Raw genomic sequence first — 12,569 nt, 5'->3', positions numbered from 1 at the left:
GCTCCGGGGGCTCAGAAGGGGATATCGTCGTCGAAGCCGGAGTCGCCGGGGAAGTTGCCGTCGGGCGCGCCGCCGGCGGCGGGCTCCTGGGTCCGCTCCGGTTGCTGCTGGCCCGTGCCGTAGCTCGGGCCTTGGCCGCCGCCACCCCGACTGTCCAGCATTTGCATAGTGCCTTCCATGTCTACGACGACTTCTGTCGTATAGCGGTCCTGGCCGTCCTGGCCCTGCCATTTGCGGGTGCGAAGCTTGCCTTCGATGTAGACTTTGGAGCCTTTACGCAGGTATTGGCCTGCAATCTCCCCGAGCTTGCCGAATATGGATACCCGGTGCCATTCGGTGCGCTCCTGCGGTTCACCGGTCGTCTTATCCTTCCAGCTCTCGCTGGTCGCGAGCCTTAGACCCGCAACCGCCATACCGCTGGGCATATAACGCACCTCAGGATCGGCACCTAGGTTGCCGATCAGGATCACCTTGTTGATACCGCTGCGGGCCATGCCGACACTCCGGGGCGCGGTCAAACGCGCGCACTGATCGATACGGGATGCTGGGCGGTTGTCGGACCTGTATTGACTCAGACCTCCGCCGCAGCGGCCGTCAATCTTGCCCAATCCACCCGGCGATTGTCCACTTTGAGGTGGGCCACGCCCTCATCCACGGCAATGACGGCCTCCTCCACACCCGGTACCGCCAGCAGCCGCTCCCGCAGCGTCGGCAGGGCCGCAGCCGGCAGCGGGCCCAGGGGCAGGAGGTGCGTCATCAGCTGCCCTGGCGGACGCAATGTTGCGGCAACGGCGAGCCACGCCAGCGCCGCACCTGCACCCACGAGATAGACCGCCTCCGGTCCGAAGCGCTCGTGCGCGAGCCCGCCCAACAGGCCGCCGAGGAAGGCGCCGGTGAACTGTGCGCTCGCGAACACACCCATGGCCGTGCCCTTGGCACCGGCGCCCGCGGCCTTGGACACCAGCGACGGCAGCACCGCCTCCAGCAGGTTGAACACGGTGAACATGACCGTCAGCAGGATGCCGAGGGTCCAAATACCCGCGGGGGCCAACGCGAAGCCGAGCAGCGCCGCCGCCAGCGCGGCCGCTGAGCCCAACAGCACCGGGCGTACCCGCCCGGCACGTTCGGCAGCGATGATGAAGGGCACCATCAGCACGATGGCCGCAAGCACCACAGGCAGATAGACCTGCCAATGCCGGGCCGCCGCCAGACCCGCCTCGGCCAGCGAAAGGGGCAGCACCACGAACAGGCTGACCATGGTCAGGTGCAGTAGGAAGATGCCTGCGTCGAGCCGCAGCAGGGTGGCGTCCGCCAGCACACCGGCCAGTTGATCCGGCACCGGCTGGGCATCCCGATGGGTCGCCGAGTGTGCGGGCGACGGCACCAGCCGGGCCAGGATCACCATCCCCACCAGTGCAAGGGCACCGGTGAGCCAAAAGATGCCGGACACGCCGATAACCTCACCCAGCAGCGGCCCAAGCACCAATGCCGCCGCGAAGGATAGGGCCACGCTGATACCGATGGCCGCCATGGCGCGGGTGCGCACGCTCTCGCGGGTGAGGTCTGCGGTCAGGGCGATGATGGCCGCGGCAACCGCCCCGCTGCCCTGCAGCGCCCGGCCGACGATGACCCACTGGATGGCATCTGCGGTGGCGGCGATGACGCTGCCGAGCGCAAAGAGTATGAGCCCGCCGTAGATCACGGGCTTGCGGCCGATGTGGTCGGACAGCAGCCCGAACGGGATCTGTAACAGGGCCTGAGTCAGACCGTAGGCGCCGATGGCGAGCCCTACCAGCAGCGGCGTGGCGCCGGTGAGGTCATGCGCATAGAGCGCGAACACCGGCAGGATCATAAAGAGCCCCAGCATCCGCAGCGCGAAAATGGCTGCAAGACCGCCGGCGGCGCGCCGTTCCAGGGCGTTCAATGGCGGAATCTCGGCGCGACCTGGGGCGGATCTGGACAAGTCGAGGTCCTCTGCTGGAGACCATGTCTGTTGTGGCCGGCGCGGGTGCGCGTGGTCAGCGCAAGCCGCGTCGGCCGATTCTTTACCATCGCAGTATGGTATCAGCTTCGCGCTCACCGGCCGGAGCGCGCCGGGCCGACCAGGACCGCCGCTCTGCGGTGCGCATCGTCAGTGCTCCATTCAGGCTGGACGCGAGGGCTCGAGCTCCGGCTCGCCCCTTGGCCCTCACCCTCGATCCTCACTTGGGAACGCCGCGGTTCGCCAGGCGATCCGCGCGCTCGTTCTCCGGATGGCCGCTGTGGCCCTTGATCCAGCGCCAGCTCACTTGGTGCCTCGCCAGGGCGCGATCCAGGCGCTCCCACAGATCCCGATTCTTCACGGGCTTACGTTCGCGGGTCTGCCACCCGTTGCGCTTCCAGCGGGGCATCCAGCGCTCGACGCCATCCTGCACGTAGCGGGAGTCCACATGCACAACCACGCGCGACGGCCGGGTGAGCGCCTCCAAGGCCTGGATCACCGCCATCAGCTCCATACGATTGTTGGTGGTCCCGGGCTCACCGCCGCGGAGCTCCTTCTCATGCGGTCCCCAGCGCAGCAGGGCACCCCAGCCACCCGGGCCCGGGTTGCCCTTGCAAGCGCCGTCCGTGTAGACCTCTACGGGCGCCGCTGCTCCCTGCCTGCCCGCGTCAGCCATTGCGCTCTCGCCTCACCGTGGGCTCCGCCGGGCGCCCCGGCAATAGCGGCGGCGGCGCCCGCCAGGCCGGCCGCAGCGGCGTCTGCGCAGGCACCCGTTTGACCGCCCGGACCGCGAACACCCCGCCGAGCACTGGCCACCAGCGCGCGCCCGCACTCTCCAGCCAGTCCAAACGCGGCGACTGTGCCCGGCGCACAGGCGGGCGGAAGACCAGCATCTCTCGCGTCTCTTGCGTGAAGCCCAGCAGGCGCAGCCAGTCGCCGATGCGGAAAGGCGTGAGCTGCGCGCCGCACCAGGGCACCCGCCGGCGGTCACTGCGCCGGGGCCACCAGCGCGTCAGGCCCCAGGTACTCAAAGGGTTGAAGCAGAAAATGACCACCCGGCCCTCGGGAATCAACACGCGCTCTACCTCACGCAGCACATCCGGCGCCTCGGCGATGAAATCCAGCGTGTGCGGCAGCACCACCGCGTCGACGCTCGCGGATTCCAGCGGCAGGGCATGGGGCAGCGCGCGGATGCCGGCACCCTGGGCGACATCCGCGTCCACGCCCTCCCCCAGGACCACGCGGAGGCGGATACGACAGGTGCCGATGGCTTCGGCGAACTGCGCTTGAGCGCCGAACTGCACCAGGTAATGGCCAAAGCTGTCGGCCAGCAGCCGCTCCAGACACACCGCCTCTGCGTGTGCGACATAGCGACCGAGCGGGGTCCGATACCAATGTCCGAGCGTCGTGAGCGCGCCGGCTGGCTGGTGCGCGCAGGGCCTCATGGGGTACGCGAGGGCATCCCGTGAACGGCGATGGGCCTCAGCCAGAACACTGAAACGACAGCCGGTCCTTCATGATGGTTTTTGGGCATGGCATTACTCAGGGAAATCCCGTAGACTCAGGATGGCGCAAAAACAATAACTAAGCACATCAACCTCTTCAGCCGATCAAGTGTTTGCCATGTTGCCTGTGAAACCGAACTGCATCGAAGACGGGCATCCCGGCTCCGCCGCAGCCCACCTTCAGCCGCACCACCCCGAGGCACGACGCGCCGCGGACGTCTCCAACGCCAAGCCTCGGCGTCCAAGGCGGACCCTCCCGCCGGTGCTGCTGTTACTGATCCCGGCCCTCGCCTGTTTACTCCCAGGCTGTGCATCCAACCCCGACAGCGGGCGGATAGCGGGAGTCGAGCCCCATGCCGTATCGGCACTGGAGTACGGCTACGTCCGTCCGGCCAAGGATGTTGAAATCATCGGCCGCGGCGCACGCAAATCCGCTTACGGCGGTGACGACCTTTGGGAGCGGGTCCGACGTGGCCCCAGCCTCGGCATCCGCCATCACACCCGCGTGGACCGAGCGGCGCAGCGCCTCGCGAGCAATCCTACGTATCTTACCGACCTCAACCGGCGTGCGCGTCCTTACCTGCATCTGATCGTCGAGGAGCTCGAGCGCGCCCGGCTTCCCACGGCGCTGGCGCTCCTGCCGGAAATCGAGAGTCGCTACAACCCGCGTGCCGTCTCCCCCAAGAGCGCCTCCGGCATGTGGCAGTTCATGCCCTATACCGGACGGGAGATGGGGCTCGCGCAGAATGGTAGTTATGATGGCCGCAACGATGTACTGGCCGCCACCCGCGGGGCGATTCGCTATCTCAAGCAGCTCCACACCGAGATGGGCGGGGACTGGGCGCTGGCGCTCGCCTCCTACAATTGCGGCCCGGGCTGCGTACGCCGGGCCATGCGCGTCAACGGCTCCCGCGACTTCTGGGCGCTGAGCAGCCTGCCCGCAGAGACCGAGAACTACGTCCCCAAGCTGCTCGCGGTGTTGGAGCTGGTGGAAGAGCCCGAGCGGTACGGCATGCGCCTGCCGAAGCTGCCGAACGGCCCGGCGCTGGACGTGGTCTATGCCACGAGTACCATCCACCTGCACGAGGCCGCACGCCATGCGGGCGTCTCCGTGCAAACGCTGAGGGATCTGAACCCGGGCCTAAAGCTGGGCCGCACCCCTGCCCATGGCCCGCACCGCCTGCTGGTGCCCGTGAATAACGGCGAGAAGCTGCGCCGCGCCTTGGCCAAGGCCGGCAAGCTCGGCGGGCCCAGCATCGCCGACGGGCGCCGAAGCCGCTCCGGCGACAGCTGATCGGTCGCCTACCATTACCGTCCGCGGTGCCGATACCGCGGGCGACATGCTGAGGCTGCGGGTTACGCGTGCTGAGCGTGAAGGCGCAGCTGCACGCCTAAGCCTGCGTTGATGCCCTCCGCCGACGAGCGACTGCCCATTGACGCCGTGCTGCCGCAGCTGCGCGCCGCGCTGGCCGCGGGCCATGCGGTGCTCACAGCCCCCACAGGCTCCGGCAAGACCACCCGCGTACCGCTGGCGCTGCGGGATGAGCCCTGGCTGCGCCATCGCGCCATCCTGATGCTCGAGCCGCGGCGCCCCGCCGCACGCATGGCCGCCGCCCATATGGCAGCGGTGCTTGGCGAGTCCGTTGGGGACACCATTGGTTCTCAGGTGCGCTTCGAGCGGCGCATCGGCCCGGGCACCCGCATTCAGGTGGTCACGGAAGGCATCCTCACCCGCCGTATCCAGGCGGACCCGGAGCTCAGCGGCATCGGGTTGCTCATCTTCGACGAGTTCCACGAGCGCAGCCTCCAGACCGACCTGGGTCTGGCCCTGGCGCTGGATGCGGCCGCGCTGCGCGAAGACCTGCACATCCTGGTGATGTCGGCCACGCTGGATGCTGCCGGCATCGCCGCGCTCCTGGGTAGCGCCGCAGCGCCCGCACCGGTGATCAGCGGCGCGGGCCGCAGCCACCCGGTGATCGTCCATCACCTGGTGCAGACACCGCAGGACCCCGTCGCCGCTATGACCCCCGCCGTTCGCTCGGCGCTCGCGGAGCATGCGGGGGATTTACTCTGCTTCCTGCCCGGCGTCGCCGAGATCAACCGCGTCGCCGCGGACCTGGGCGAGCCGACGGGCGTCGAGGTGCTGCCGCTGCACGGCAGCCTGTCGCTCACAGAGCAGGAACGGGCACTGCGGCCGAGGTCAGGCGGCCCCCGCCGGGTGGTGCTGGCGACGGACCTCGCCGAGACCTCCCTCACCATCGAGGACATCGGCGTTGTCGTGGACTCGGGCCTCACCCGCAAGCCGCGCTTCGAGCCGGGCCCCGGAATGACGCGGCTCATCACCCAGCCCATCGCCCAGGCCTCCGCCGAGCAGCGGGCCGGGCGCGCCGGACGGCTTGGTCCGGGCCACTGCATCCGGCTCTGGACCGAGGCCGACCACCGCCGACGTCCCGCGCAACGCCCGCCGGAGATCCTGGATGCCGACCTGACCCCGCTGGTGCTGGAGCTGGCGCTCTGGGGCGTGTCAGAGCCACATGCATTAAGCTGGCTGGACCCGCCGCCGGCTGCAGCCTGGGCGCGCGGCGTCGATCTGTTGCGAGCACTGGGCGCCCTCGACGCCAACGCGAATATCACGCCGCTCGGCCGGCGCATGGCGGCGCTGCCGACCCACCCCAGGCTCGCGGTCATGCTGTGCCGGGCACCAGCCAGCGCGAGAGCGCTTGCGTGCGACGTCGCAGCGCTGCTCTCGGAGCGCGACCCCTGGCTCGGCGGCGACGGACTGCCACGCCCCGCGGACCTTGCACCCCGGCTCGCGGCGCTGACGGCACATCGGGACAAGGCGCGACGGACGTCCGCCCTGGCCGGATTCGACCGCCGCCGCCTCGCCGCGGTGGAGCGGGCGGCCGCGCAGCTCGGGCGCCTGCTGACGGACTCGGCCGAGCTCCGGTCGGACACAGCCGACGCGGCCACCTCCGCCGCCGCCCTGCTCGCCCTGGCCTACCCGGATCGGATCGCCCAGAATCGCGGCCGCGATGGGCGCTTCCTTCTCAGCCACGGGAGCGGTGCCCGGCTGCCGCCGGACGATTCGCTGGCGGCGGCGGACTACCTGGTGATCGCGGATCTCGACGCCGCCAGCGGCGACCACCGCATCCGCGCCGCACTGGCCATCGCGCGAGCAGAGATCGAGGCCCTGTTCGCAGGCGCCATCCACACCCACGAGCGACTGGACTGGGACGCTGCGCGCGAGGCGGTCAGCGCCCGCCGCGAGACCCGACTCGACGCACTGGTGCTGGCCTCCCAGCCCACCGCCATCACCGATAGCGATACGGTGCTCGCTCTGCTGCTCGCGGCGGTGGCGCGCGACCTGACGACCACCCTCACCTGCCCCACCGCCGCCCGCCAGCCTCCGGCCCGCGCCGCCCCGCCCCCGCGGCTCGCACCCCCCCGCCCCCGGCCGGCCACCACCCACCCCCCCCCCCCCCCCACCCCGGCCGCCTGGCTCGGCCCCTGGCTCACCGGCAAGACCCGGCTCGCCAACGCCCGCGCCCTGGACTTGTTGGAGGTACTGCGCGGCCTGCTCGGCTGGGAGCGCGCCCGGCGCCTGGACGCGCTGGCGCCGCCCAAGGTCATGACCCCAGCCGGCACCGAGCGGCCCGTCGACTACGCTGACCCGTCGGGCGAGCCTGTGCTGAAGGCACCTCTCCAAGAACTCTTCGGCGCCGCCGACACCCCGGCCATCTGGCAGGGCCGCCAGCCGCTGACGCTGCACCTGCTCTCCCCCGCCGGCCGGCCGCTGCAGGTGACCCGCGACCTGGCCGGCTTCTGGCGTGGCGCCTACGCGCAAGTCCGCAAAGAGATGCGCGGGCGCTACCCAAAGCACCACTGGCCAGAGGACCCGGCGGCGTCACCAGCCGTCAAGGGCGGGCTCAAGCGTCACCTAGGGTGAGGCGTACCGATCGTGCACCCAAGCATCTCGGAGCCGTTCAGTTGAACGCCTGCCGCGGCGCACCGTCCAGGAAGCCGCAGAATCCGCCGACGGCCGCGGCGAGCAGCCGGTCAGCAAAGCCCTGAAGCGTCTCAAATACCGCGATTCGCCTCTGCCGCCGCGCCGGAATCCCATCGATGCCGTGCGGGATCAATCGCCGGTATGGTCATGGGCTCCTCCCGCTTCTGTCCACGAACTGCTGACATCAAGCTTCATGCCGCCAGGCAGCGCATGACATGCACCGCCTGAGCTGGTAGAAGCCGTGAGTCTGCAATCAGCACAGCAGGAGCAGCACAGCCCATGATGCATGTCAGAGCCAGCCGACGCCGGCGTCCTATCGGCCTCTCGGTCGGAGTACTGGTGGCCCTTCTCGCCTCGGTTGCGGCGATGAGCGGCTGCAGCACTGTCGACCCGGCGCGCATCCCGCCGATCGACACCGCTGGCGGCACCACACGTCTGCCGGGTAAGGTGGTGTGGCACGATCTGCTGACGAAGGATCCGTCGGCGGCGCGGCGTTTCTACGGTGAGCTGTTTGGCTGGACCTTCCGCGACGTGGACCTGGGTGCCGGGCAGAGCTACACGGTGATCGAGCACGAGGGCCGCGGCATCGGCGGGCTGGTGGACGCTCGGGGCATGGACGCCGACGTCAATGTCTCGCGTTGGATTCCGGTGCTCTCGGTGGCGGATGTGGATGCGGCCGTGGCCACGGTACGCGCCGCCGGCGGCGAGGTATTCCAGGCGCCGTTGGATATTCCCCAGCGCGGGCATGTCGCTGTCATCGGCGACCCGCAGGGGGCGGTGGTGACGCTGCTCGAGGGGCGGACGGCAGACCCGCCTGATCGCCCGCCCAGCATTGGGACTTGGCTGTGGAACGAGGTCTGGTCCGCAGACCCGGATGCCGCGCTCGCCTTCTATCGACAGCTGGTGCCGGCATTCGAGACCGGTACGGCGGCTTCGGGCGGCTATCAGTATCTGGTCGCCGATGGTCAGCCGCGCGTCGGTGTGCGTCCGAAGCCCGTCGCCGACATGAAAGAAACCTGGATGGCCTACCTGCGCGTTGCCGATCCAAGCGCCACCGCAGCCGCTGCCGAGCGACTCGGCGGCCGGGTGCTTTTAGCTGCGCGGGAGAACCCCCTCGGCGGCGAGGTGGCGATGCTGAACGACCCAACGGGCGCGGGCTTCTTGGTACAGAGCTGGGACTCGGTCCCAAACACCGACACCAGCGCGCGCTAACATGGAGACCGACATCATGACCGCCAAGACTTTCTCCGCCGGTTGCCGTGCCCGCCCCGGCCCTTGCAGCCGGCGCTCTGTGCTGCGCGGCTTCGGCTTCTGCTGTGCCGCGCTCCTGTGCCTTTTGCTCGCCGGCTGCAGCGGCGGCGGCATCTACGGCAGTGTCGGCATCGCCGGCCCGAGTGTCGATCTGGGACCGGTCAGCGTAAACACGGGCGTCCACCTCGGGCGCTGGCTGTAAGCGCATCCACGCCAAGTCACCGCGTGCGCAGCACCTGATGTGTGCTCGACATCGCCAGCACTGCTGCAACCAACAACGCGGCCTGCGTCCGAATCATCGACGACTCAAGCGCGATTGCGCGCGAGGAGACAGGACGCGAGGTCCTCAATGCGCTCGAAGACCAAGTCCGGTTGCGCCCCGCGCAGCGCATCGGCCCGGTTGTAGCCCCAAGTGACCGCGGCCGCGGTGATGCGGGCGGCCCGCGCCGCTTCGATGTCACGCAGCTCATCACCAATATAGACGGCTGTCTCGGCGTTCACACCGGCGCTCCGCAACAGGCGCCTCAACCGGGCAGCCTTGCCATGGATGGAGACGCCCGTCTGCAAGTGGCGGACAGCACCCAGCGCCGGCGCCCCGAGCACGGCCCGCACGTTGTGGGCGCTGTTGGAGGTGACGATGGCCAGGGTCAGCCCGGCGGCGTGCAGCTGCAGGAGCAGGGCCTCGGCTCCCGGGAAGGCCTGGATGCGGTGGATGTCCGCAGTCATGCGCCGGCGCAGGTCCCGGGCCACCAGCGGCGCCTTCCAGCCGGGCACCTGCAAATGTCGTAGGATCTCCCGGGCGTTGGCTCCACGCAGCCGCTCCGTATCCCCCTCGGCCACCGGGCGGAAGCGCCAGCGCGCGGCCACGTCGTTCAGCACCTCCGCAAACCACGGAAAGCTGTCCGCCAGGGTGCCGTCGAAGTCGAAGATCACGAGCCGCCAGCGTATTGCCGCCGGGGGCTCGCGCAGCTCCGTACCCATCCGTTCGTCAGTCGGTTTCATCAAAGCCATGGACATGCTGGAGCTCGCGCTCGTGTTGTTCGCCATTGCGCTGGTGGCCGGCGGCATCGATGCCATGGCCGGCGGCGGCGGCCTGCTGACGGTGCCGGCGCTGCTGTGGGCCGGCGTGACGCCGGTGCAGGCGCTCGCCACCAACAAGGCGCAGTCGGTGTTTGGCTCCTTCGCGGCGACGGCGCGCTTCGTGCGCGCCGGGGCCATCGATCTGCGCGGGGCGGCCCTCGCCGTGGGCTGCACCTTCGTCGGGGCCGCCGCCGGCGCGCTGGCGGTGCAGGTGCTGGCGAAGGACCTGCTTGCGGGGCTGGTGCCCGTGCTGCTCATCGGCTTTGCGCTGTACTTCCTGTTCTCGCCGCGGGTGTCGGACCTGGATTCGCGCCGGCGCATCGGCGACGCCACCTTCGCGCTCACCGTCGGTGCCGGTGTCGGCTTCTACGACGGCTTCTTCGGCCCCGGCACGGGGACCTTCTTTGCGATGGGTTTTGTCGCGCTGCTGGGTTACAACCTGCGGCGCGCCACGGCCCATGCCAAGCTCCTCAATTTCACCAGCAACCTGGCGGCGCTGCTCCTGTTCATCGCCGGCGGCCACGTGGTGTGGGCGCTGGCGCTGTCCATGGCCGTCGGGCAATTCATCGGCGGCTGGCTCGGCGCCCACCTGGTGCTGCGCCACGGCGCCCGGCTGGTGCGCCCGGTGCTGGTGGCGATGTCGCTGGCGGTGTCGGCGCATTTGCTGTGGGAGCGCTTCGAAGCGAAAGAGGCTGCTACGCCGAGCGCGCAGGCCGGCACAGCGGCGCAGTGAGTGCCTGCCGCGGGAGCGGCATCCTTCCCGCGATGGATCTGGCTGCGCACGCGGCCTGTAGCATCGCGGCAGGGATGCCGCTCCCACAGTGCCTCGCACGGCGTGGGAGCGGCTTCCTTGCGGGGATCGATTCGCCACCTCCACGGGCCGCAGCGCCTTGGCTGTGATGAGGTTGGTCACCGGCACTTGCACAGCAGGCGCGAAGCATTCACATTGCCGTCATGGGCAAGAACCGCCGACATCTCGCCGCCGTGGCCTGCGTGCTGCTGCTGAACCTGCAGCTGTTTGCGGCGAATGCGCTCGGCTGTATCCACCAGGCCCAGCCTGACGGGTCGGTGCCCGCCACCGGCGCTTGCCCTCACCTCAGCGGCTTCATGACCCAGGCCGCATCGGGCGATGCGGCGTCGGTCACCCCCGCCGGCGGCGACACGCCGGACGCGGCAGCGGCCGAGCCCTGCCAGAAATGCAACCTCGGCAAGGTTGCCGGCGGCTGGCATCTCGTCGGCGTCCAGGCCCAGCTGCTCGCGCACGCGGCACCCGCGCCGCCAACGCCGGCGCCGGCCATCCACCTCAGCTCACGCTGCCCGGACGGTCTGCTGCGCCCCCCGCGATCCATCTCCGGCTGATCGAGCCGCCGGCACTTGCCGGCACCCGTTCGAACGGGGCCTGCGCAACGCTGCGCAGCCCCAAACCGGAGAGCACAAGACATGTCCCCGACCCACCGGCGCCGCCCCAGCGCTGCCCACGATGGCCGTTTAGTCGCGGTGTTACCGCTGACCTTGCTGATCCTGACAGGGTGCGACGGCACCTCCGCGCCGAGCGAAGACCTCGCCGCTGTGGTGGACGACACGGCCATGGAGCACGCGGCCAAGCACATGGACCCCAAGTACGTCTGCCCCATGCACCCGAACATCATCAAGGACGAGCCCGGCGATTGTCCCATCTGCGGCATGGATCTGGTGGAGAAGATGATGGATCCGATGACGGGCAAGCGCCCGGAGGTGGCGCTGACGCCGGCGGTCATCCAGACCCTCGGCGTGCGCACCGCCAAGGCCGAGCGCGGCACGCTCTGGAAGTACATCAAGACGGTCGGGCGCATCGAGTACGACGAGACCAGGCTCGCCCATGTGCATCCGCGTGCCGACGGCTGGATCGAGTCACTGGACCTGCGCGCCGAGGGCGAGCCGGTGCAAGCGGGTCAGCGGCTGGCGGAGCTGTACGCGCCGGACATCCTGTCCGCCCAGGTCGACTTCCTGCTGGCGCAGGAACGAAGCGGCACCCAGCGCCGGGTCAGCGAGGACAAGGCCCGGAACATTCTCCGGCTGCTGGACGTGCCGGACGACATCATCCGGGAGATCGAGCGCAGCGGCGAGCCTCGAAACCGCATCCCGGTGCGCGCGCCCATTGACGGCATCGTCACCCAAATGACCGCCCGCGACGGCATGTACGTCACCGAGACGAGCGAGATGTTCACCATCGCCGACCTGAGTCAGGTCTGGGTCATGGTGGACATCTACGAGCACCAGATCGACTGGCTGCGCGAAGGGCTCTCCGCGGAGATGACCGTCCCCGCCCGCCCGGGGCGCACCTGGGAGGGCAAGGTGGACTACCTATATCCGGAGCTCGATCCAGACACCCGGACCCTCAAGGTGCGCCTGGTGTTCGACAACCCGGACCTCGCGCTCAAGCCCAACATGTTCGCCGACGTGGTCATCTACGGCGGCCCCAAGCGCGATGTGCTGAAGGTGCCCAGCCAGGCCCTGATCGTCACCGGCGAGCGCGAGAGCGTGGTGCTGGCGCTGGGCGGCGGCCGTTTCCCGCCGGTGGCCGTGGTGCCGGGCATGCCGCGCGGCGCGGCGGTGGAGATTCTCTCCGGCCTGGAGCACGGCCGTGCGGCGCTCGTCTCCGGGCCATTCCTTCTCCACACCGAGTCCCACCTCCAGGCCAGCCTCCTGCGGCTCGCCGAGCCCGACGCCGCGCCCCCGGGCCACCGCGAGGCGTGGGGGCACCGCC

At 69.7% G+C, this 12,569-nt stretch carries 13 protein-coding genes; 7 read left to right on the top strand and 6 right to left on the bottom strand.

Going from position 1 to position 12,569, the window contains the following annotated elements; all coding sequences use genetic code 11:
* Positions 1-11 precede the first annotated feature (11 nt).
* The 4 genes from ssb to I6U14_RS14845 all read right to left on the bottom strand — a co-directional run bounded on the left by ssb (position 12) and on the right by I6U14_RS14845 (position 3,426).
* Entirely contained in the window at positions 12-494 is a 483-nt protein-coding gene (gene ssb, locus I6U14_RS14860; RefSeq protein ID WP_296900299.1) for a single-stranded DNA-binding protein, read from the bottom strand.
* A gap of 77 nt (positions 495-571) precedes the next feature.
* A complete protein-coding gene (locus tag I6U14_RS14855) occupies positions 572-1,963 on the bottom strand; it encodes an MFS transporter (RefSeq protein ID WP_296900298.1) in 1,392 nt (463 codons plus the stop codon).
* Between the two features lie 238 nt (positions 1,964-2,201).
* Positions 2,202-2,657, bottom strand: coding sequence for a ribonuclease HI (gene rnhA / locus I6U14_RS14850; RefSeq protein WP_296900297.1), 456 nt, complete (start codon positions 2,655-2,657; stop codon positions 2,202-2,204).
* A complete protein-coding gene (locus I6U14_RS14845; RefSeq protein WP_296900296.1) occupies positions 2,650-3,426 on the bottom strand; it encodes a methyltransferase domain-containing protein in 777 nt (258 codons plus the stop codon). The genes rnhA and I6U14_RS14845 overlap by 8 nt, the downstream gene beginning before the upstream one ends.
* A gap of 178 nt (positions 3,427-3,604) precedes the next feature.
* On the opposite strand from I6U14_RS14845, the gene I6U14_RS14840 reads away from it, so the two are divergent.
* Positions 3,605-4,780 carry a transglycosylase SLT domain-containing protein gene (locus tag I6U14_RS14840; RefSeq protein ID WP_296900295.1) on the top strand — a complete coding sequence of 392 codons (1,176 nt, stop codon included), beginning with the start codon at positions 3,605-3,607 and terminating at the stop codon, positions 4,778-4,780.
* Between the two features lie 111 nt (positions 4,781-4,891).
* Positions 4,892-7,432, top strand: coding sequence for an ATP-dependent helicase HrpB (gene hrpB, locus I6U14_RS14835; RefSeq protein WP_296900294.1), 2,541 nt, complete (start codon positions 4,892-4,894; stop codon positions 7,430-7,432).
* Positions 7,433-7,469: 37 nt separating this feature from the next.
* Here the strand turns inward: hrpB and I6U14_RS14830 are convergent, their stop codons facing one another.
* Positions 7,470-7,625, bottom strand: coding sequence for a hypothetical protein (locus I6U14_RS14830; protein ID WP_296900293.1), 156 nt, complete (start codon positions 7,623-7,625; stop codon positions 7,470-7,472).
* A 146-nt stretch (positions 7,626-7,771) separates the two neighbouring features.
* Here I6U14_RS14830 and I6U14_RS14825 point away from each other — a divergent pair, with 146 nt between their 5' ends.
* Together I6U14_RS14825 and I6U14_RS14820 are read left to right on the top strand one after the other, a co-directional pair.
* Positions 7,772-8,704 (top strand): VOC family protein, encoded by a 933-nt coding sequence (locus tag I6U14_RS14825; RefSeq protein ID WP_296900292.1) that lies wholly within the window; start codon positions 7,772-7,774, stop codon positions 8,702-8,704.
* 16 nt (positions 8,705-8,720) lie between these two features.
* Positions 8,721-8,945 carry a hypothetical protein gene (locus tag I6U14_RS14820; RefSeq protein ID WP_296900291.1) on the top strand — a complete coding sequence of 75 codons (225 nt, stop codon included), beginning with the start codon at positions 8,721-8,723 and terminating at the stop codon, positions 8,943-8,945.
* 104 nt (positions 8,946-9,049) lie between these two features.
* On the opposite strand, the gene I6U14_RS14815 is transcribed toward I6U14_RS14820, so the two are convergent.
* Positions 9,050-9,760: an HAD hydrolase-like protein gene (locus tag I6U14_RS14815; protein WP_296900290.1), complete on the bottom strand. Its 711-nt coding sequence runs from the start codon at positions 9,758-9,760 to the stop codon at positions 9,050-9,052.
* Between I6U14_RS14815 and I6U14_RS14810 the strand changes: the two genes are divergently transcribed.
* The 3 genes from I6U14_RS14810 to I6U14_RS14800 form a co-directional block, all read left to right on the top strand.
* Positions 9,753-10,556: a TSUP family transporter gene (locus I6U14_RS14810; protein WP_296900289.1), complete on the top strand. Its 804-nt coding sequence runs from the start codon at positions 9,753-9,755 to the stop codon at positions 10,554-10,556. The genes I6U14_RS14815 and I6U14_RS14810 overlap by 8 nt on opposite strands.
* A 221-nt stretch (positions 10,557-10,777) precedes the next feature.
* Positions 10,778-11,182, top strand: coding sequence for a hypothetical protein (locus tag I6U14_RS14805; protein ID WP_296900288.1), 405 nt, complete (start codon positions 10,778-10,780; stop codon positions 11,180-11,182).
* A gap of 81 nt (positions 11,183-11,263) precedes the next feature.
* Positions 11,264-12,569: efflux RND transporter periplasmic adaptor subunit (locus tag I6U14_RS14800; protein ID WP_296900287.1), on the top strand; the 1,306-nt coding region annotated here is incomplete at its 3' end.

The sequence above is a fragment of the Thiohalocapsa sp. genome (genome assembly GCF_019695415.1).
GTDB lineage: Bacteria > Pseudomonadota > Gammaproteobacteria > Chromatiales > Chromatiaceae > Thiohalocapsa.
This window is presented reverse-complemented; position numbering and strand designations above follow the sequence as displayed.